21 protein-coding genes are annotated in these 20,296 nt (G+C 35.3%); 1 reads left to right on the forward strand and 20 read right to left on the reverse strand.

The window, feature by feature from the left end:
• Positions 1 to 136 precede the first annotated feature (136 nt).
• The 20 genes from BN1372_RS12375 to BN1372_RS12470 form a co-directional block, all read right to left on the reverse strand.
• Positions 137 to 847 (reverse strand): acylneuraminate cytidylyltransferase family protein, encoded by a 711-nt coding sequence (locus BN1372_RS12375; RefSeq protein WP_062199931.1) that lies wholly within the window; start codon positions 845 to 847, stop codon positions 137 to 139.
• 21 nt (positions 848 to 868) lie between these two features.
• The gene (neuC, locus tag BN1372_RS12380) at positions 869 to 2,002 is read right to left on the reverse strand and encodes a UDP-N-acetylglucosamine 2-epimerase (protein WP_062199933.1); all 1,134 of its coding nucleotides are present in this window, start codon (positions 2,000 to 2,002) and stop codon (positions 869 to 871) included.
• A gap of 5 nt (positions 2,003 to 2,007) precedes the next feature.
• Positions 2,008 to 3,066, reverse strand: coding sequence for an N-acetylneuraminate synthase family protein (locus BN1372_RS12385; protein WP_062199935.1), 1,059 nt, complete (start codon positions 3,064 to 3,066; stop codon positions 2,008 to 2,010).
• A 67-nt stretch (positions 3,067 to 3,133) separates the two neighbouring features.
• Positions 3,134 to 4,282 (reverse strand): polysaccharide pyruvyl transferase family protein, encoded by a 1,149-nt coding sequence (locus BN1372_RS12390; protein ID WP_062199937.1) that lies wholly within the window; start codon positions 4,280 to 4,282, stop codon positions 3,134 to 3,136.
• A gap of 124 nt (positions 4,283 to 4,406) precedes the next feature.
• Positions 4,407 to 6,266, reverse strand: coding sequence for a motility associated factor glycosyltransferase family protein (locus tag BN1372_RS12395; protein WP_062199939.1), 1,860 nt, complete (start codon positions 6,264 to 6,266; stop codon positions 4,407 to 4,409).
• Positions 6,253 to 6,858 carry a DUF8042 domain-containing protein gene (locus BN1372_RS12400; protein ID WP_062199941.1) on the reverse strand — a complete coding sequence of 202 codons (606 nt, stop codon included), beginning with the start codon at positions 6,856 to 6,858 and terminating at the stop codon, positions 6,253 to 6,255. Before BN1372_RS12400 ends, BN1372_RS12395 begins: the two co-directional genes overlap by 14 nt.
• Positions 6,859 to 6,981: 123 nt before the next feature.
• On the reverse strand, positions 6,982 to 8,142 hold the full coding sequence (locus tag BN1372_RS12405) for a flagellin N-terminal helical domain-containing protein (protein WP_062199943.1): 1,161 nt from the start codon (positions 8,140 to 8,142) through the stop codon (positions 6,982 to 6,984).
• Between the two features lie 155 nt (positions 8,143 to 8,297).
• On the reverse strand, positions 8,298 to 8,528 hold the full coding sequence (csrA, locus tag BN1372_RS12410; protein ID WP_062199945.1) for a carbon storage regulator CsrA: 231 nt from the start codon (positions 8,526 to 8,528) through the stop codon (positions 8,298 to 8,300).
• A 1-nt stretch (position 8,529) separates the two neighbouring features.
• The gene (fliW, locus tag BN1372_RS12415; RefSeq protein ID WP_062199947.1) at positions 8,530 to 8,970 is read right to left on the reverse strand and encodes a flagellar assembly protein FliW; all 441 of its coding nucleotides are present in this window, start codon (positions 8,968 to 8,970) and stop codon (positions 8,530 to 8,532) included.
• 16 nt (positions 8,971 to 8,986) lie between these two features.
• The gene (locus BN1372_RS12420; protein WP_062199949.1) at positions 8,987 to 9,541 is read right to left on the reverse strand and encodes a DUF6470 family protein; all 555 of its coding nucleotides are present in this window, start codon (positions 9,539 to 9,541) and stop codon (positions 8,987 to 8,989) included.
• Between the two features lie 46 nt (positions 9,542 to 9,587).
• Entirely contained in the window at positions 9,588 to 10,595 is a 1,008-nt protein-coding gene (flgL, locus tag BN1372_RS12425; RefSeq protein WP_062199951.1) for a flagellar hook-associated protein FlgL, read from the reverse strand.
• 20 nt (positions 10,596 to 10,615) lie between these two features.
• A complete protein-coding gene (gene flgK / locus BN1372_RS12430) occupies positions 10,616 to 12,538 on the reverse strand; it encodes a flagellar hook-associated protein FlgK (protein ID WP_062199953.1) in 1,923 nt (640 codons plus the stop codon).
• Between the two features lie 18 nt (positions 12,539 to 12,556).
• Positions 12,557 to 13,033: a flagellar protein FlgN gene (locus tag BN1372_RS12435; RefSeq protein ID WP_062199955.1), complete on the reverse strand. Its 477-nt coding sequence runs from the start codon at positions 13,031 to 13,033 to the stop codon at positions 12,557 to 12,559.
• A 15-nt stretch (positions 13,034 to 13,048) separates the two neighbouring features.
• Positions 13,049 to 13,318 (reverse strand): flagellar biosynthesis anti-sigma factor FlgM, encoded by a 270-nt coding sequence (flgM, locus tag BN1372_RS12440; protein WP_062199956.1) that lies wholly within the window; start codon positions 13,316 to 13,318, stop codon positions 13,049 to 13,051.
• Positions 13,319 to 13,409: 91 nt separating this feature from the next.
• On the reverse strand, positions 13,410 to 13,829 hold the full coding sequence (locus tag BN1372_RS12445; protein ID WP_062199958.1) for a TIGR03826 family flagellar region protein: 420 nt from the start codon (positions 13,827 to 13,829) through the stop codon (positions 13,410 to 13,412).
• A 1-nt stretch (position 13,830) separates the two neighbouring features.
• A complete protein-coding gene (locus tag BN1372_RS12450; RefSeq protein ID WP_062199960.1) occupies positions 13,831 to 14,541 on the reverse strand; it encodes a ComF family protein in 711 nt (236 codons plus the stop codon).
• On the reverse strand, positions 14,541 to 15,995 hold the full coding sequence (locus BN1372_RS12455) for an ATP-dependent helicase ComFA (RefSeq protein ID WP_074018188.1): 1,455 nt from the start codon (positions 15,993 to 15,995) through the stop codon (positions 14,541 to 14,543). The genes BN1372_RS12450 and BN1372_RS12455 overlap by 1 nt, the downstream gene beginning before the upstream one ends.
• Before the next feature lie 46 nt (positions 15,996 to 16,041).
• A complete protein-coding gene (locus BN1372_RS12460) occupies positions 16,042 to 16,881 on the reverse strand; it encodes a DegV family protein (protein ID WP_062199962.1) in 840 nt (279 codons plus the stop codon).
• Positions 16,882 to 17,265: 384 nt separating this feature from the next.
• On the reverse strand, positions 17,266 to 17,961 hold the full coding sequence (locus tag BN1372_RS12465; RefSeq protein WP_062199964.1) for a response regulator: 696 nt from the start codon (positions 17,959 to 17,961) through the stop codon (positions 17,266 to 17,268).
• Between the two features lie 3 nt (positions 17,962 to 17,964).
• On the reverse strand, positions 17,965 to 19,113 hold the full coding sequence (locus BN1372_RS12470; protein ID WP_062199966.1) for a sensor histidine kinase: 1,149 nt from the start codon (positions 19,111 to 19,113) through the stop codon (positions 17,965 to 17,967).
• A 200-nt stretch (positions 19,114 to 19,313) separates the two neighbouring features.
• Between BN1372_RS12470 and BN1372_RS12475 the strand changes: the two genes are divergently transcribed.
• On the forward strand, positions 19,314 to 19,946 hold the full coding sequence (locus BN1372_RS12475; protein WP_062199968.1) for a YigZ family protein: 633 nt from the start codon (positions 19,314 to 19,316) through the stop codon (positions 19,944 to 19,946).
• Positions 19,947 to 20,296 lie beyond the last annotated feature (350 nt).

Consider the following 20,296-nt stretch of genomic DNA (forward strand, 5'->3'; position numbering starts at 1 on the left):
ATTCATTAAAAAGACAACCGATGTCTTTACCGGTTATATTTTGACTATTTTACACAAATAAGAAAGAAAACTATTCCTAATAAATTGGCAATCTATTTTATGTACTTTGTGAAGATGTAAAAAATATCTTGACCTTTTAGGATTTGAAAGTGAAGTTATGACATAGTATTTTTTTTAGTATATTCAAATCAGTCATACTATCTATATCTAAATCATATTTTTCATCCATAATATAACTTAGTTTATTATCATTTAAACTAGTATTCTTGTTTAATGACTTATTAATTTTATTGATATATATTGCACCGTTAACTTTATATACATCTGGAAAATCTTGACGTCTAATCGTACTATTTATATTTAAAATATTTTTTAATGTCTCATCTTCTCGGATTGTTCTCATTAAAATAGGATGTTCTTTGACTTTAGATACACTGACTAAACTTTCTAGTTTATATTTTATAATTTTCTCAATAGCTTCATCAATGTGTAATGACTTTCTCAAAGGTTGTGTAGGCTGTAGTAACACAACGTAATCATAAAATTCACCAAATTCATTTAACTTATCTAATGTAAAAATAACAGTATCAATTGTTTTTGACTCATCAGTTGCTAACCATGAAGGGCGTAAAAAGGGAATACTTGCTCCAAGATTTCGAGCAATATTTGCAATTTGTTCAGAATCGGTAGAAACGATGATATCATCAAGATATTTTGATTGTTTCGCTGATTCTATCGTGTATTGAATTAATGGTTTTTCGCAAACTTCAATAATATTTTTGTTAGGTATGCCCTTGCTTCCACCTCTTGCAGGAATAATAGCAACAAAAGAGAAGTTGTGATACATCTACTTAACCCCTTTTTATTCTTAATAATTTTCCGTATCAATAAATTTTTTTTGAATGTTTATTTTCCACAATTCTTCAGAATTCAATATTTTAATGAACTTTTCACTACTTTTTCCATTACCAAATATATTATTTTCTTGTTTTTTTAAATGAACTTCCTCTATAGCTTTAATAATTTCATCTTTATCCTCATTAACATGGACAATATTTTTCATATTTTCAATTTGATAACGACCTTTTTGTCTATTACCGATATCTATAGCTGGTGTTCCGTATACTCCTGCTTCCATGATTCCAGCACTTGAATTTCCAATAATAAACTCAGCATATTTCATAAGGGTTAAAAAATATTCAAATCTCATGGATGGAATAACTCTAAATTGTAGTTCATCTTCTAATTGTTGATAAGTATTGATAATAGAAGTACTCCCTGGATCATTATTTGGATAGATAACAATATAATTCCTTCCTGTTTTTTTTAGTGATTCAATAATTAAATTAACTTTTTTATCTAACAAATTTAATTCTGTCGTAACAGGATGATACATAAATATTGCATATCTATTAAAAAAAATTTCATATCTTTCTTTCACTACATCTAAATTAGGTAATGTATCTGATAGCATAATATCAATATCAGGAGATCCTATTATAAAAATAGACTCATTGCTTTCGCCTAATTGTAATACGCGTTGCCTTGCCCTCTCATTGCTAACCAAATGAATATGCGAAAATTTTGTGATTGCATGTCGGATGGATTCATCTATTGTTCCAGAAACTTCTCCACCTTCAATATGGGCTACTTTAATATTATTAAAACTTCCAACAATTGCACCTGCCAATGCTTCTAATCTATCTCCATGTACTACTATTAAGTCTGGTTTTATTTCTTCAACGTAATTACTTAAACCTAATATTGTATTGCTCAAAGTAATATCCATATCTGATTGATTTTTTTGATTAATATACTGATACACATTTTTAAATCCATCTTTTACTATTTCGGTCCAGGTCGAACCGTATTTTGAAAGCATGTGCATTCCTGTAACAAAAATTAATAGTTTGAATTTTGGTGTTTCTTCAATTCTTTTCATTAATGATTTTATTTTTCCGTAGTCCGCTCTAGTTCCAGTAACAAATAAAATTTTCTTCATAACGTTTATTCTCCAACTATCTTTTCAATATCGCTCCATTTTAAATGTTCATCTTTTGCAATATCTCTTAAAACTTTTTTTCCTAATAATCTTTTATAAAACTCTGCTTTAATTTCACCTGTACCAGGACGTTTTACCCATATATTTTCTTTTGTTAAAATCTCTCCTGTTTTAATAGACTTTGTACTAACTACTGTTGAAAATGCAAAATCTATTGTAACTTTTTCTTCAGGTATCGCTTCTTTTTTCCCTCCACGCATTAAAGAAATTTCCATAGAAGATTTCATTAATTCTGAAAGTTCTTTTGGATTCATAGAACACACAATATCTGGACCTTTTCTACTTTTTGAATCAGTAAAATGTCGTTCTAAAATGGAAGCGCCTAATGCAGTTGCAGCAAGACAAGCATTATTATTCAATGTATGATCTGACAAGCCGATAACCGCATGTGGAAACTCTTTCATTAATTCGACCATACCACCTAGTCTTACTAATTCAGCTGGCGTAGGATAAATATTCGTACAATGCAATAAGGCATAAGGAACATGAAAGCTTTCAAGAATAGTTACAGTCTTTCTTACACTCTCTATATTATTCATTCCTGTGGAAATAATCATTGGTTTACCAAAAGAGGCGATATGCTCAATTAGTGGATAGTTATTACATTCTCCTGACCCAATTTTATAAGCAATAACCCCCATTTTCTCCAGTCTATTAGCTGCGGCTCTAGAAAAAGGTGTACTAAGAAAAATCATCCCTTTAGATTCTACATATTTTTTTAATTCTATTTCTTCTTTCTCATTTAATGCACAACGTTCCATTACTTCATAAATTGAAACATCTGTATTTCCTGGAATTACCTTTTTCGCTTCTTTACTCATCTCGTCTTCAACTACATGAGTTTGATGCTTAATAACTTCTGCCCCCGCTTCGTAAGCAGCATCAACCATTTGTTTGGCTACACTTAAACTACCTTCATGATTAATACCTATTTCACAAATAACTAGTGGCTTATGGTCTAACCCAATATATCTTTTTCCTATTTTTATAAACGGATTAGTCAATATACTACCTCCCTTTCAACATATTTCCCACGCAACTGTTTGAATTTATATCTCTATCCTTTTATTATTAATAAAATTTTTTCAACCATTCATTTACTAAACAATGAAATTCGTTGGCATTTTCCAACAAATGCTGTTTTTTATTATCATAATCTTCTTTGATTTTATTGAAATTATTTATTGTATCATTAGTTATTATTCTCAATACATGGTCAAAATTATTATCCTTTAAATCAACAATTCTATCTTCCAATCCTAGAGATTTATATAAGTTTTTTACATTTGGGTAACATACTAATCCAATAGTTGGAATACCAAGGGCTATATTACAAACATTAGAATGAAACCTAGTTCCTAACACCAAATTACAACGAGAATAAATATCAAAGATATGATGAAATTTATCATCCCCTTGAATACATGGTGCAACACTAATATTAGTCCGTCGATATTTATCATTAATATTTTCTAAAACATCAAATATAATGCTTAAATCTCTAAAAATGTGCGGAATAAATATAATATTTAAGCTAGGCATATCTTGAAAAAGACTTTCTAAGTATAGAGAAAATTTCCTAATAAACTCTTTATAAGTGACTTCTCCAGAAAATCTTCTTTCTAACATATCGCCCGCCAAATTTATAGCAATATTCATTCCATCTCCAATTAAATTTTGGCCAAAATCGGATTTTATTAGGTTATAAAAAAAACCACCATCTGGTATTTCATATATTTTATTAGCATATTCTAATCCAATTAAATCTTTTATATTATCTAATGATCCATCATTTCTTACAGAGACTAAACACTTTTCAGAATGTAATGTGTAATCAAGAAATTTTTTAAACTTTGTTAAAGTCTCTGATGTATAACCTTTATTTGGATCACAACCGAGTCCATTAAATAAAATAGGGATATTTATTTTTGCTAACTGTTCAGGACTTAAGTCTATCGTTGTACCCGTTTTAGATTTCTCAACCCATAATTCGAAATAGTTTCCTCCACCAATAATCAATAAATCAAATTGGTTAACCTTCTCGATAAAAGTATCATCAAAATCCCACTCTCCCCAATAATGTCTTCTGATTTCCAAATCAGTATATACTAGTTCAAAATCCAAATTTTTTTTTAATAAATTACGCACTCCGTTATGATTAGCATTATCTCCAATATTTCCATGAAAACTTGCTAAATGTAATACATTTAATTTTTTCATTACACATAATCCTCTTCCTACTTTTATAATCATCTACATACTAAATTTATAACCTATATACATTGTTTATTTTATCCCTTCCTCCATAAAGATAGGAAAACCTCTATAATGGAAGACTTCTCAACTACTTTGTTTTTTTATCAATAAAATTCTCCATGTCGTTAAAACAATAAAGTATTGTTGGGAAGATAGACTCAATTTGATAAAGTAAATTCCCAAAGTTATTTACTATATCCTTCGCTTTTTTTATAACATTAGTTTCATTTCTAATCATTTGAACCTTTTTCTGTAGAAATTCAAACTCAACACGAATCATTGGATTGACAAATGTTTGATAAAAAATACTATTTATCATGTCACTAAATTTATAATCAAACAAAGTAAAAATAGAAGGCAACTCTTTCATATTATGTTGTTTACGATACAAATCCATTTTTTTTAACATTTTTCTTACATCTTCAAATTGGTCAAAAAAATTCTCTAAGGACTCTTTCATTTTTTTATTTTGATTTTTCACATAATCAAGATTATATTGATTATTATTTTCCAAGAAATCCTTAACTACAGGTTCTTCAAAGCTCTCTATGACTTCTGCTAGTTCCTTAAAAATCGTGCCCCTAATTCTTGCCCCATCTTTTGTCGTATTAATAATATCTTTTTTTGGAAAATTATTTATATACATCTCCATTTGATTACGCATCCCTATAAAACCTTCATCCGTTAAAACTTTATCGCCATTATTACTTTCAACTTCCATAGCATTTTTAAAATCATTATCACTAACTATAGGGTTAATATTTTGAGTGTTAATACCCTCTGCAAATCTTTTATTATTTTTATATGCCAAATTTTGTCCGACTAAGATAATAGGATTGCAATTTAATGCATATAACAGTTGTAATGTAAGTACTGCAATTGAAGGCGCATCACGAACACCCTGTATCTCTTCTTCTCTATTTTTTAATCTTAAATAATTTGGTGATACTGTATCTTGTGTGGTTATCAGATGCATCTTAGGGCCTTTATATTTTTCTAACAGTTCATAACCAACACTTGATGCAAAAATCATTGGTATATTATCAATACCTAAATGAATAACTTTTTCAAAATTATATTGATTTCGTTCTTTTGGGTCATACGTACACATGGCGTCGGGATAAAGATCATTTTCTATCAGAGCATTAATTGCTGAACCTACTGAAAAAATATAGGCTAACTTATTTTCTTTTATATAACGCAGGTTTTCAATTTCTTCAGATAAAGAAGGACCGGCAGAAACTATAATTGCTGGCTTATCTTTAAATTTTTCTTTATTAACATCATGTAAAATATTAGGTGTATCGAGTACATATTTAAAGTTCAACATACTATTAATCACCCAACGCTTTTCAAAAGAAAAATCCGTTAAAACTTCATTGCGATGACGACGTGTTAATTCTTTAAATTTTTGGTAAAAATCTGTACATCCTTCTTTAAAAATGTTCTCATAGCTAGGCAATGTAACAATTAATACATTTCCATCAACAGTTCCTAATACATTTCTTAAAAAGAACTGTAAATCTGTTTCGAAAGATTGTACGTCCAAAAACATTGCTTGATGAACGATACTTTTTTTCAAAGGAATATTTTCTAAAAATGCATACATTATTTCTTCATTTGGTTCATAAACAGAAAAGGAAACTTCAGGATACATTCCCAAAAATTTTTCAATATGATATCCAAATCCAATTCCGTAAAAAAGAATATGTTCATACGATTCTACGTCTTTAAATTGCTTAATAAACCGTTCTGCTTCTTTCATTGGATCATACTTACTATGTAAAAAAATAGACTTATTTTCATTCGTTACTTGGATTGTCGGAAGTCCTACTTTTGAATCCACTATCTTTACCTGTTCTAATGATCGACCATCGAACTTTTTTAATTTTTCTCTAACATTAGGAAAACGTTGACGTAAAAATGTAATATTATCAACTAATATCATGACGTGTACCTTCCTTGTCAATCGTTGTTGTTATTTCTGCTTTTAATGTTTCTAATAATGGTGTGATTTCATATTGTAATAAATCCGCAATCAATGATTCATCTTGGTTTTCAATCGCTTCCATAACCGATGTCAATTCATTTTGTAATTCAGCCATTATCGTTAAATAAGCATCCCAATTAGTAGGTTGTTTAATTTGGTCAATAGACTGTATCATCGAGAATAACCAACTTGTTGCTTCTAAAAATTGTTGAAAATCTCCCCATGTTTTATTCGTTGCTCCTTGATAAAACGTATCTACTAAATCTTTTAAAGCTGGAAGTGCTCGATTTAAATAGTTTTCCGCTTCTATTAACATATTATTAATGATTTCATCACGTGTAGATGCTTGTAGATGTATTTCTTGAATGATTTCTTTATGTTCGTCTAAATAATTTTCAATTTGCTCATATACTTCTATCCCGTCAATCACACAATGCGTAAAAACTAAATGTTGGTTATGAATTTCATTTTGAATCATCTGTCCAATCTCCTGCATTGCTTCTTCTACTTTATTTACTTCTTTTAATTTATCATCAAATAAAATTTTCATAATTCCCTCCAGCACGAAACTTCTCTACTATCTTATTTATCGTCAATACCCGCTTTTTTCTTTAGAAAAACAAAAGAGACTCCTAAAAAAGGAATCTCTTTTGCATATAAGACGGTACATTAATTAACGAAGTAATTGAAGTACGCCTTGTGGTTGTTGGTTAGCTTGAGCAAGCATTGCTTGAGCAGCTTGAGTAAGAATGTTGTTTTTCGTGAATGTCATCATTTCTTTTGCCATGTCAACGTCACGAATACGGCTTTCAGCAGCTTGTAAGTTTTCAGAAGCTGTACCTAAGTTGTTGATTGTGTGTTCTAAACGGTTTTGGAATGCCCCTAATTTAGAACGTTGCTCAGAAACAGTTTCGATTGCATTATTGATAGTTGTAATGGCAGCAGAAGCTTTTTTCGCATCTGTTACATCTAATGTTTTACCACTAGCATTACGAACGCCAATTGCTTCAGCACGCATGTCTTCAATACCAATTAAAATATTTTGACCTGTGTTCGCACCAATTTGCATTGATAATGAACCAGAAACATTTTGATTTCCTGCATCTGCACCTTTAATGCTAATTGTTACACTTTCGCCAGTATCTAATTGATCAAGATTATTAATTGCAATACCGGAAGAAAGACCTGTTGCAGAAAGTTTTCCACTTGATAAAGCTACACCTGTTAAAGTTCCTAACGGATCTTTGACATCATATGTTGCCTTACCAGATGCATCTACTCCAGTTTTTGTAATAATTACTGTTCCAGTACCAGAAAAGGCTTTTTGTCCAGAAGAAAGTGTTGCTAAAGAAATGTCAGCACGTGAGTTATTTTGTGAAGTAAATTCTGCATCTACTGCATCACGTAATCCTGCTTTTTCACCGTTTAATAATTTTTGAGTGTTAAACTCCGTTGTATTACCGATACGGTCAATTTCAGAAGTTAATTGGTCAATTTCTTTTTGAATTTCTTTACGGTCTGAAGTTGTGTTTGTATCATTCGCAGATTGTACTGCAAGTTCACGCATACGTTGTAAAATAGAGTGTGTTTCGTTTAAAGCACCTTCAGCTGTTTGAATTAAAGAAATTGAGTCTTGTGCGTTTTTAGAAGCCATGTTTAATCCACGGATTTGTCCACGCATTTTTTCTGAAATCGCTAAGCCTGCTGCATCGTCGCCAGCACGGTTAATACGGAAACCTGAAGATAATTTCTCCATGTTTTTCGCAGATTGTGTGTTGTTGAATGTTAATTGACGATGTGAGTTCATTGCTGGAATGTTGTTATTAATTCTCATAATAAATTCCTCCTTGAGTGTTGTAGCCCACTTCCTTGTGGTCTAGTAATATGTAGGTTAAGGTATCTTAACCTGTCATCTTATATATCGGGATGATTACCGTAATGTTTAATGTTTTTTTAACTTTTTTATTTTTTTGCTGTGACTAAAGTGTGTCAGTCTTTTTTCATCGCTTTTGTTAATGCTTCTAATGCATCTTTAGGAATATTTAATGCCTCTGTGTTTGCTTTTTGGATTTCTTCAAAGATTTCTTTTCGATAAATTTCTACTTGTTTTGGTGCGTTGATACCGATTTTAACTTGTTCTCCGTCAATTTGAACAATCGTTAATGTAATGTCTGGTCCGATTTGAATTGATTCGCCCTTTTTTCTGGATAATACTAGCATATTAAACACCTGCTTCTTTTTTTACAAGCGGTTCATTAATAGCGTATCTGTTGTCGTTTAAAATAACTTGTTTTGCTTTTTGCTTTTTGGTGTTAATAATAATGGGCGCTTGTAAATTGATGGTTGATTCGTCAAATGGTTTTTTAATCGTCAAGATGGCATATACGAGAGCCTCTTCTTGTTTGGTTAAATTTAATGCTAATACCGTTGCTTCGTCTAGTTTAATGTCGTAGTTCGGATAAAAAACGAATGGGCTTGTCATGACGAAAGCAAGTGCTTCTGTGTGGATAGATTGCAAAATGAAAAATGGGTCTTCGTTGGAAAATGGTAGGATGACGAATTGTTTTTCTTCTTCAAAGCTTGGAATGCCTTGTTCGAATGTAATGATTTTATCTGATTCGATTTCGATGATTCCGTGGTATTTTGTGTGAATCGTTTGCATGCGTATCACGCCTTCCTTAAGATCTTACATCAAATTGGAGTGATGGGTTTTGCTCCATCCTATACATTACCCGCCCTGGCGTATAATTGTAACCTGTTTTGTATGTTTGCCATGATATATTTGGTTTTCTTATATCCCAGTTAATGTTTAGCTTTGATGGTTCGTAGTTGATTTTCACACTGCCAACCGGCGGGATGAAGCCGATATTTGTGTCGTATTCCGGCGTGTAAGCGTTGCGGACAGCTTGATCAATCAGTGGTTTGCCACCACTTTCGATGGCCATCATTTCGTCGCCTTCTTGGCTTAGTCGTGCAGTTGTTTGTAGGACTGTTTGGTTGCCGCGTTGTGCTTCTTCACGAATGACTTGCATCACTGGTTTTAAATTCATCGATGCCCATGCGGCCGATTGGTCAATAGTTAGTTTTCCTGGTATTCGGGTAATCTGCCATTTGGCTGGTGTTGATTGATAATTTAGTTGTGCGTTTTGTTGGTTCACTTCTAATTGTGGTTTGGTTGTTTGGATACTTAATTTAGCATGGGTTGGGTAGTGAATGAGTTGTGGTATGTTCATTTTTTTCCCCTCCGTGTGAAAAAAATAAGCTATTCCACAGAATAGCTTATCTTAAGAAGTCCATTAATGTCGGCTGAATAATCCGTGCACCGACAGATAAAGCTGCTCGGTGGATACTTTCTTGAATTTTTAAGTTCATCACAACTTTTTCAAATTCGACATCTTCGTTATCTGAAAGCATTTTATTTGCCGAAACTTCTTGTTGGTCTAACCGGTCGTCAATCATTTGAACCCGGTTCATCCGCGCACCTAGTTCCGACCGTTGTGCAGTAATGTGATCCATATGAGTACTTATTTCTGCTAAATATTCCCCAATTTCTTTCCCCGTTGCTGGTTTTCCTGTAGTTGCATCGCGTGTGGTTAATGTTTCTTTTAAACGACCAAGCATCTCAAATAGTTGTGTCGTTTCTTTCATTTCAGGTGGGGCAGGGTTCGGAATTTTATTTCCTGTTGCTGGGTCTTTAATAAATGATTGATAATTTGGATCCTGGTATTCGATTTTACTCGGGAACATTTGAGCTGCGGTTACGTTCACGCCAATTTGAATGCCGGGTAAGACTTCAATATTAAACGTTTGGTTGTTCGCTGACACCCCATATGTCCCATCATCTAACCGATTTACAGGTGGATTCGTTGTATCTGTTCCGTTAAAAACATATTTTCCAGCAATTTGTGTATTAAATAAATCTTTAATATGGTCGGTTAATTGTTCGATTTCTTTCGCCATATCTAGTCGTTGATTTTCTTCATACGTATCGTTACTTGCTTGCGTCGTTAATTCGTGGACACGTTGTAGTACTTGTGTTGTTTTATCAAGCACGTCATCCGAATTATCCATCCAGACATACACTTCGCCGATATTGTGTTGATACTGTTCAATTTCTTTTAAATCAGAACGATATAAAATACCATTCATAGCAACAACTGGATTATCTGACGGACGAGCAATTTTTTTCCCGCTATCTAATTGATTTTGGTATTGCCCCAACCGGTCGTAGCTTCTCGTTAAATTATCTAAAAAGTTGCTTGTGAGCATTGATTGTGTAATACGCATATTCGTTCACCTACCTACTTTTATCGTCCTACTAATCCCATGCTGTTAATGATTTTATCTAACATTTGATCCATTGTCGTTAACATCCGCGCCGATGCGTTGAATGCTTGAGAATAGCGAATCATATTCGTCATTTCTTCTTCTAACGATACGCCACTCACGGACTGACGGTTTTTTTCTACGTTTAATGCCAATGTTTTCGAGCTATCAAAAAAACGGTTTGCTTCTTGTCCTTTTACGCCTAGCTCACCGACAACGCCAGCATAATAGCCATGGATTGTCTTTTTCGTTACGTCTGTGGAACCTTCGAACGAAAACTCTTTATTTTTAACGTTTGCAAGGGCAATAGCGTTTGAGTTATCCCCTACTGCAAGCAATGTTTTTTGGACGGCAAGTGGTTGCGCATTATAGTTTTTCGTAAACGCTTGTCCGTTTAATGCTGCGGTATCAAGGGTTAATCCAAAAAATTCAGTTCCTGTCAACGTCACATTTTGGGTTACTTCGTTTCCAGTTGCATCTTTTCCGACCATTGTCGCCGTTACCGTTGGATCTCCTGTCGCTGGAACGGTAATCGATGTAATGTTGAGTTGATTATATTCATTCGTACCATTTTTATAGCCAAGGAAAGAGCCGTTTAAATAAACTGCTTGATTTCCTTCCACAATCTTTTGTGTTGGATAATGACCAGATCCTGCTGTCGCAATGTTTCCTAAGCTTTCTTGAATACTGGTTGTTACTTTTACTGCTTTAGCGGCGTCGTCTACTTTGTTTAATGGATCAAAGAATGATACACTCGTTTGCACTTCTGCACCTGTTTGATCGACTAATTTTCCTTGTGCATTAAAACTGATTTCTCCATTATTAAATTTCATCGCTGTCTCTTTTGTAAATCCAGATGCATGAATCTCATTAAATTGAGTCGTAAAATTGTACGCCATAATGTCTAACTCGTTCAACATGTCTGGATACAATCCTTTTGTTTGTCCAGCAGCATCAAGGTATCCGTATGATTCAACAATTCCTAAAATGCGTCCTTGACTTTTAAAATTGTGCGCTTCTGTTACGCGTTCTACACCTGCTGCATCTTTAATGGTAATGCTAGCTACGGCTTCTTTTGCTTCATTATAGTTAACCGTCATCGTTGCATGTGTGTAGTCATCGCCATTAATGAGAACCGTATCTTCCCCTTTTAACGTAATCGTATATTTTCCTTCAGCAACTGCTTGTGGATTCCCGTTTGATTTTACGCGTGCTACTTCGATATCTACGTATTGCGATAATTCGTCGACTAATGTATCGCGGCGATCGTATAAGTCGTTCGGTAAATAGCCGTGCGGTTCAATTTCTCCAATTTGACGGTTCATATCATTTACTTGTTTAAGTAAAGAATTAATATGGTCAGTTGCTACGTTTAATTGTTCTTTTAAATCGACCTTAATTTTATCTAATGATGTGGATAAGTAACTAAATGTTTCTCCAATTGCCATCGCACGTTGGCGCACGACTGAACGCGCCCCTTCGTTAGCAGGGTTTTTATGTAAGTCTTCAAGCGACTGCCAAAAGCGGTCCATTACTTTGGATAACCCTGTATCTGATTTAGGGTCTAGTGATTCTTTCATTACTTCTTCCATTTTATAAATAGCTTCTGAGCGTGATTGCCAGTATCCTAACTTTTTCGTTTCATCGCGAAGTTGTTTATCTAAAAACTGTTCGCGAATCCGTTGAATACTTCCTGGTTCGGCACCAGTACCTACTTGTCCTGGTATATCCGGACGGTTCATCCCGACTCCTGGATAAGGTTCTGTCGGTTGGATGTTGACACGTTGTCTTGAATATCCTGGTGTCGATGCATTTGCAACGTTATGTCCAACTGTATTTAGTGCTCCTTTTTGTGTTGCTAACCCGCGATAAGCGGTATTAAGACCGTGGAAAGTTGATGTCACCTTGCTGTTCCTCCTCTGCTAAGCTTTCGTATCAAACATTGAACGCACCGGGCGCCCGTCTTCTTCGTCTGTTCTGTCCGAATAACGAGCAAACGGGTCTACCGGTTGCGCTAAATCTAGTGATAAATTGATAAATTTTAAGGAATCGAAAATGAGCTGTTGGTTTAACGCATTTTGATATTGTAACGTTTCGATTTCAGCCATTAACGTTTGTTGGCGTTCGATCATCGTCACTTGGTCTTGTTCGTGAAAAAAAGGCAACATCGCTTTTAATGAACGATCGCCTGTTTGGATGACTTGTTTGGCTATTTGTTCGCGTTGCCTTTCTAATTGTTCAAGCATTTTCACGTACATGGTTTCTTTTTGGATAATGGTTTTAATTTGTTCTAAATCGGAATGAATCACTGCTTGTTCTTTTTCTTTTGCTAATTGATTTAATTCCTGATGGGTCTGAATGAACGTATCTAATAATTGAACGATCGCTGTGGCTTCCATTATCAGCCATCCCCCTTAAAATGAATCATTGTAATACTCATATAATTTACGCGCTACTGCTTGCGCGTCGATTTTATACGTTCCTTGTTCGATTTGTTCTTTAATAGCTTGCATTTTATCTAACCGGGCTTTTGGAATTTCTTCTTCTTTTTGAAGCGCTTTTGCTTCTTTGGAAATTTCCACTTGATCTTTTTTCATCGTCACGTTTGCTTCATACCGTTTCCCCACTTGTTCTTTTTGTTGGTATGACTGAACATGAATCGATGGAATATGATTAATTTTCATCTGCGCTTCCCCCCTTTTTAATTCCGAAAACAATCGTTTTTCTGTTACTTTTTATATCGGATGTTATCCGAAAATGTTAAGGAATCCCCGTTTATTTTTTCCCATCTACTTTATAAAACACACTGCGGTTTGCTTCTTTTCGTTGTCTTTCTTTAATCGCAGCTAGTTCTTCTGCTGTTTGTAATTCTTTTGCTAATTGTTTTTTACAATCGTTACAAATCGTACCGGATTTAATCGTTTTCTCGCACGACTCACATTTATATCCTAAATTCGGCATATTGCTTACGCGAAGGCGTCCTTCTCGAATAAAGCGTGAAATATCGTCTTCTGATACGCCTGTTCCATCGATAATATCTTGCATCGAAGCTCGGCGGTTTTCTTGTTTTCGTACGAATCGATACACTTTATCAAAATTTTCTTGTTCTTTTTTATAACAATCCGGGCAAATTTCACGAAATCCTTTTAAAAATAATTGCCCGCATCGTGGGCAGTTATCTAATTGGCCTGACATATTAGGAACCCCCCTTCTTATATGCTCTAACAAGCGTCATTGCTCGTATATCTTCTATGGTTGTAATTGTTTGCAATGCTTCATATGCTTTTTGAATGGTCGCACCTGTAGTATATATATCGTCAATGAGCAACACTTTTTTGATAGGGCTTTTGACGTTTATTTTATCATGAATTTGGAAATGTGTTTCGTTCGTTAGTCGCTCTCGTTTCGACCATTTGCTTTTTCCCGTTTGCGCATCCGTCCGAATTAATAGCGGTAACGGTTCATTTGTAAGCATTTTTGCTAATTGCATCGCCTGGTTAAATCCCCGCTCCCTTAACCTAGTATGGTGTATTGGAATCGGAACAACGGTATATTGACGGAATGCGTTTTGGTACATCGTTCGCCATTCTTCCTGAAAAGCATCGATAATGGCGTTATCCCCGCGAAACTTCCATTGGGCGATGATGTCTTTCATTTTTTCATTGTACACATATAACGAATGGTTGGATACTCGTTTTCTATTCGTTTGCCGTTCAAATGTTACACAATCGGAACAAATCGGGCCTTCGTATGGTTTCGAACAAATGAGACACCTATTTTCCGAAATCCGTTCTAGTTGTTTGGCACAATGCACACAACAAGTAGTAGATTGTTTTTGCCACAATGAAGCAAAAGATAATGTTTCCACAATCGAAGCATGACAAATGAGACAATGATTACGTTTCATCAATCAATCCATCCCGCCTTTTTCGCTAAATAATTTCGTTGTTCAATATGGGCTTGTGCTTTTACCATCGCTTTTGTAACACCGTAATGAAAAAAGACAACATCACCAGTGGGGGCATCTTGTTTTCGTCCAACCCTGCCGGCAATTTGAACGAGTGCTGCTTCGGTAAAAATAACTTCTTCTGCACCAAGCACCGCTACATCTAGTCCTTTTACTGTCACACCGCGCTCTAAAATCGTCGTCGTAACAAGAAATGTTACTCTTCCTTTTTGAAACGCTTCGACTTTTTCTTTTCGGTTCGGATCTTCGGCATGAACACTATCCACTTTGTCAAAATGCTTGTTTAAAATGGTCGTTACTTCGGTTAATACGGAAAGGGACGGGACGAATATAAAAACAGGGATATTAGATTCATATCGGGTATGTAAAAAACGAAGCACCTTTTTCGGGAGACGACTTTTTTTTAGTTTTTTTTTCCATTGGCCACACCATGCAAATCGTGGAACAGGTAATGGATGGCGATGATAACGAGCCGGAATAACAACCGTTTTATCGACCGTTTTTTTCATTTTTTCACTTGGAGTCGCACTTAAATAAAGGATGGAAGCAGAAGGTTTTTTCGCTTTTTGAACAGCTTCATGAAGCATTGGAGTCGTGGAATATGGAAACGCATCTACTTCATCGATAATCACAACATCAAATGCTTCTTTGTATCGTAGTAGTTGATGAGTAGTGGCTATCGTTACCGGATGATATGTTGGAGTTTCTTTGGCACCACCGTACTGGGCTAAAATAGGAACGTGCGGAAAGACTTCTTTTAACCTAGGGGTTAATTCGTGGACGACGTCGACTCGGGGAATTGCTAAGGCGACGCGTTTTTGTTCTTGTAACGCTCGTTCAATTCCAGCAAATAACATTTCTGTTTTTCCTGCGCCACATACCGCCCAAATTAAAAGGGATGATTGCTCTTGAATGACGTGTTTTACGATGTCAGATGCTTCTTGTTGGGAAGGGGTTAACGTGTAGGGAAAATAGAGCGTTGTATCGAAGGAAACAGATGGTGGTGGACCAATCCAAGAAAAAAGCGGCTCGATTTCACTTATTTTTCCAAGTGTGATACATTGGCGACAATAGACAACCTTTTCCTGAATGCGCTCATCAAAATACGTACCGAACAGAGAAGTATCTGCGTTACCGCAACGGTTGCATTTGTAACGATGGTCTTTTTTCGTTAATCCTTGTGTGACTTGAACGTAACCTTGTTCAACATGACGGAAAAGAAGCGATGGCAGAAATGGAATTTCTGACAATAACAATGCTTTTCCCACTAAAAAATGTTGTAATGCTTCATCGTGGGCAAATGGTTGAAAGGGAAAGGAAATATCTATCCCGCGAACGACAGGTGCGCCGAGTATATACGGCAACAAACGACCATTTTGAAACGTAATCGGCATGATTTTATCCTCCTATTCAAATAAAAAACCACTCAAAAGAGCGGTTTTATTCTACGTACCAAGTTAAACCAATCGACCGATCGCCTAAATGGGTACCAATAACAGGTCCAAAATATCCTTCACATACTTTAACATTTGGAAATGCTGATTCTATTTTCGCTTTTAATACTTCATAATCCTGCTTGCGATGGGAATGAATAATCGACGCTTTCATCGGTTTTCCTTCTTTTGCAACAGCAGCAAACAGGTCATAAATACGCGCTAACGCTTTTTTACCTGTTCTCACTTTTTCGAATGGAACAATTTTTTTCTCTTCGAAGTGAAGCAACGGTTTAATTTGTAATAAACTTCCGATAAATGCTTGGGCGTTATTTAACCGGCCGCCCCGCTGTAAATGATTTAAATCATCGACGACAAAATAAGCATTGGCCGTTGGCTTCATTTCATCCAAACGGGCGATAATTTCTTCTGGGCCTTTTCCGTCCATCGCCATTTTCGCCGCTTCTAACACGTAAAACCCTTGTGCCATACAGCTAATTTCGGAATCATATGTATATACTTCTAGTCCATCCACCATGTTCCCAGCAGTCATCGCATTTTGATACGTCCCACTAATACCGCTAGATAGGTGGATCGATACAACCGCTTCGTATCCTTCGTTTTTTAATCGTTCAAATTCTTCCACGAACATCCCGGTAGACGGTTGCGACGTTTTTGGTAATTCAGATTTTAATTTTTCATAAAATTCTTCGGTTGTAATATCTAACTCTTCTCGATATGACTGCTCTCCAAACGTCACCGATAACGGGACGAGTGTAATGTTATATGCATTTCGTAGTGACTCTTCTAAATAGGCAGTACTATCTGTTACAATAGCCGTTTTCATCCAATCAAAACCTTTCGCTCTACGTTTGTTTTCTTAATAGTATCACGAAAACTTCTATTTAGAAAAGTGCAAGGAAAGATTGCTTTATCCCGCTGTCGATCTTGTGCTTTTCTCTCTTAAACGAGCCCGCCTTCGCTTTTTGTGTAATCTAGTTCCGGGCGCCAGGGGCGACCTCCGCTTTTTGTGCAATCTAGTTCTGGGAGGCTACGACTGCCGTAATAAGTCAATCGACTACAGAGGCAAAGAGGCGCCTCTTCCGTCGCTCACCTTATTACTCTGTCGGTGAACGAGCCTCCCTCCACCTCTTAAGATAAAAAGCAGGTTGCCAAACGTGTTTGGCAACCTGCTTTCCCTTTTTATCACTTATCGGCCCAACTTATTTCGTTATCGCACAATGACCCAGCCGTTTTTAATTGCTTCTACAACTGCTTGCGTACGGTCTTTTACACTCATTTTTTGCAAAATATTGGAAACGTGATTTTTCACGGTTTTTTCACTAATAAATAGAGAATCTCCAATTGCTCGGTTGCTTTTTCCATCTGCAAGCAATTGCAATACTTCACATTCGCGTTTCGTTAAAATATGAAGCGGACGAATGACTTCTTCTGTCACTTCTTCCATTCCTTTTATTTTTTCATTCGCTAGGCGGCGATATTCCTCGATTAAGTTTTTCGTTACTTTTGAATGAATATATGCACCACCACTAGCTACAATTTCAACAGCCTTAATTAAAGAATCGGCATCCATTTCTTTTAATAAATATCCTTGTGCTCCTGATTGAAGAGCATGTGTTACATACGCTTCGTCATCATGGATTGATAAAATAAGCACTTTTGTATCTGGATACGTTTCAATCAATTCACGCGTTGCCTCGACACCGTTCATATTTGGCATATTAATATCCATAAGCACAATGTCTGGATTAAATTTCTCTACTAACGAAACTGCTTGGCTACCTTCATCGCCTTCCGCTACTACCTCAAAATTCGGCTCTAATTCTAAAATCCTTTTTACGCCTTCACGGAAAAGCTGATGGTCATCAATAATTACAATTTTAATTAAGTTGTCTTGATTCGTCATTTCTTACTGTTCCTCCTCATTCAAAGGTATTTGCATCGTGATGATCGTACCTTCCTTGCTTTGAGAGGATATTGCTATATCGCCATTGAGTAACTCGATACGCTCGCGCATACCTAATAACCCGAATGAACCCTCTTTTTTCTCTTCTGTATCAAACCCTATCCCATCATCTTGTACGATCAAATGAATCAAATTGCGATGAAATTCTATTTTTACTGTAATTTGATTCGCTTTGGAGTGTTTTATAGCATTTTGCACTGCTTCTTGCGTTAAACGAAATAACGCGACTTCCATGTTAGATGGTAATCGTTTTTCTAAACCAAACACTCGAAACGGAATATTTATTTTGGAGTACTCCTCCATATTTTTTAGATATTTTTTTAACGTCGGTACTAATCCTAAATCATCTAAAACCATCGGACGTAAATCATAAATAATCCGACGAACTTCTGTTAAAGACGCACGAATCATTTCTTTCAAATCACCAAGTTCTGTTAACGCCTCCTCTAACCGATTGTTTTCGGATAAACGAAAAATCAAATCAGAACGCATTAAAACGTTTGCAAGCATTTGTGCGGGGCCGTCGTGAATCTCACGTGAAATGCGCCTGCGTTCGTCTTCTTGGGCTTGAATGATTCGTAAACCAAATTCTTGTTTCTCCCTTGCATTTTCAAGCAATTCATTCAAAGAACGTAAATCACCTGTCAAATAATGAATCACTACATTAAATTTAGACATCAAAAACTCTGCACGCTGAATAACGTCATACAATGACAACAATCTTCTTTCTAATTCGTCTCGTCTTGTTCGCAATAACGCTTCTTGTTGACGAAAAACCGACAGTTGCATTTGATCGTTGCTTGCTTTTTCGTAAGCACGTTTTACTTCTTCTTCTGAATATTGATTAAAATTTTGGCTTACTTCTACAAGATGTCTTCGAGAAAGTTGTACTTTTCTTTCCATTTCATCATATTGGTAAATAACCTCAGCAACCTTTTTCTTCACATTTTCTAATTCTTCTTTTATCTTTTCATATTCTGTCTGAGATACTTCACCAATTTCAAAAATTTCATTCTTACTGTCGTTTACAGTATCTAACATATTGTTTAAAATAGAGTCGAGTGTTTTTACATCTAATTGTTTAGAAGCCATAAAAAGATTCCTCCGATTTTAACTTTATCGAATTGGCCATTTATCCTACTAGTACCGGAATACCTATTTTTGTGATAAATTCATGCAAAAAGATAGTATAAATACAATGCCTAACTCCTTTATTGCAGTAGAATTTTTTGTGACTTTTTCACTATTATGAAACAATAAAAAAACCATCATTAAAAACCAAGGAGGTATTCATGCTTACTTCATATTATACCGTAAAACCGTTCGGAATACATGAAATTAACATACAAAAATCACGATTTATTGCACATATTAAACGTGTGGAGACAGAAGAAGAAGCACAATCCTTTATTTCTAAAATAAAAAAAGAACATTGGAATGCGACACATAACTGTTCATGCTATATGATAGGAGAACATAACCAAGTACAAAAAGCAAATGATGATGGAGAACCAGCAGGAACAGCAGGAGTTCCGATGTTAGAAGTATTAAAAAAACGCAGACTAAAAAATACAGCCGTCGTCGTAACTAGATATTTCGGCGGAGTGAAACTTGGAGTAGGAGGGCTTATACGTGCCTATAGTCAGGTAACTTCCGAAGGAATCAATGCGACAGGAATTGTCAGAAAAGACTTAATGCGAACTATTTCTACTACGATTGACTATACATTATTAGGAAAAGTAGAAAACGAACTACGCCATTCTCACTACAAATTAAAACACATCGACTACCTTGCAAACGTCACTGTCCACACCTATGTTAAAGTCGATGAAGAACAAAACTATGTCGAATGGATGACTGAATTAACAAACGGACAAGGTCAAATAACCATGAATGAAGTCGAATACTTAGAAGAAGAAATTTGAAAAAGAAAAGCGCAGGGCGCTTGGTTAGGGGCGACAAGCATAAGATGGATGGCGGAATGAGGCGATCTTTCCTCATGGAGCCATACAGCTTATGACTCGACCCCCTAGCGCCCGGAGCTAGACAATAAAAAGCGCAGAGGGGCTTGCCCAGGAGCTCGTCATTGAAAAAGAGCATAATCAAAGGTATCCGATTGTAATCTATATAAATAACCAAACCTTCCTCCTTCTATTCAAGGAGCACGACGAATGACCAATGTCGATACGAACATAATGAAAAAGAACCAACCCTTTTATGCCATATAGCTTAATGTACAAAAACCTAATATTAAATTTATAAAATTAAACGTTTA

The sequence above is a fragment of the Massilibacterium senegalense genome (assembly GCF_001375675.1).
Lineage (GTDB): Bacteria > Bacillota > Bacilli > Bacillales > Massilibacteriaceae > Massilibacterium > Massilibacterium senegalense.

What these genes read in the sequence shown, in the direction of transcription:
- BN1372_RS12455 (WP_074018188.1), bottom strand. Translation starts at nt 15,995, where the DNA reads ATGCCGATTACGTTTCAAAATGGTCGTTTGTTGCCGTATATACTCGGC.
- BN1372_RS12450 (WP_062199960.1), bottom strand. Translation starts at nt 14,541, where the DNA reads ATGAAACGTAATCATTGTCTCATTTGTCATGCTTCGATTGTGGAAACA.
- BN1372_RS12435 (WP_062199955.1), bottom strand. Translation starts at nt 13,033, where the DNA reads ATGGAAGCCACAGCGATCGTTCAATTATTAGATACGTTCATTCAGACC.
- flgL (WP_062199951.1), bottom strand. Translation starts at nt 10,595, where the DNA reads ATGCGTATTACACAATCAATGCTCACAAGCAACTTTTTAGATAATTTA.
- BN1372_RS12475 (WP_062199968.1), top strand. Translation starts at nt 19,314, where the DNA reads ATGCTTACTTCATATTATACCGTAAAACCGTTCGGAATACATGAAATT.
- neuC (WP_062199933.1), bottom strand. Translation starts at nt 2,002, where the DNA reads ATGAAGAAAATTTTATTTGTTACTGGAACTAGAGCGGACTACGGAAAA.
- BN1372_RS12465 (WP_062199964.1), bottom strand. Translation starts at nt 17,961, where the DNA reads ATGACGAATCAAGACAACTTAATTAAAATTGTAATTATTGATGACCAT.
- BN1372_RS12460 (WP_062199962.1), bottom strand. Translation starts at nt 16,881, where the DNA reads ATGAAAACGGCTATTGTAACAGATAGTACTGCCTATTTAGAAGAGTCA.
- BN1372_RS12420 (WP_062199949.1), bottom strand. Translation starts at nt 9,541, where the DNA reads ATGAACATACCACAACTCATTCACTACCCAACCCATGCTAAATTAAGT.
- fliW (WP_062199947.1), bottom strand. Translation starts at nt 8,970, where the DNA reads ATGCAAACGATTCACACAAAATACCACGGAATCATCGAAATCGAATCA.
- flgM (WP_062199956.1), bottom strand. Translation starts at nt 13,318, where the DNA reads ATGAAAATTAATCATATTCCATCGATTCATGTTCAGTCATACCAACAA.
- BN1372_RS12375 (WP_062199931.1), bottom strand. Translation starts at nt 847, where the DNA reads ATGTATCACAACTTCTCTTTTGTTGCTATTATTCCTGCAAGAGGTGGA.
- BN1372_RS12395 (WP_062199939.1), bottom strand. Translation starts at nt 6,266, where the DNA reads ATGATATTAGTTGATAATATTACATTTTTACGTCAACGTTTTCCTAAT.
- BN1372_RS12405 (WP_062199943.1), bottom strand. Translation starts at nt 8,142, where the DNA reads ATGAGAATTAATAACAACATTCCAGCAATGAACTCACATCGTCAATTA.
- BN1372_RS12390 (WP_062199937.1), bottom strand. Translation starts at nt 4,282, where the DNA reads ATGAAAAAATTAAATGTATTACATTTAGCAAGTTTTCATGGAAATATT.
- csrA (WP_062199945.1), bottom strand. Translation starts at nt 8,528, where the DNA reads ATGCTAGTATTATCCAGAAAAAAGGGCGAATCAATTCAAATCGGACCA.
- BN1372_RS12470 (WP_062199966.1), bottom strand. Translation starts at nt 19,113, where the DNA reads ATGGCTTCTAAACAATTAGATGTAAAAACACTCGACTCTATTTTAAAC.
- BN1372_RS12400 (WP_062199941.1), bottom strand. Translation starts at nt 6,858, where the DNA reads ATGAAAATTTTATTTGATGATAAATTAAAAGAAGTAAATAAAGTAGAA.
- BN1372_RS12445 (WP_062199958.1), bottom strand. Translation starts at nt 13,829, where the DNA reads ATGTCAGGCCAATTAGATAACTGCCCACGATGCGGGCAATTATTTTTA.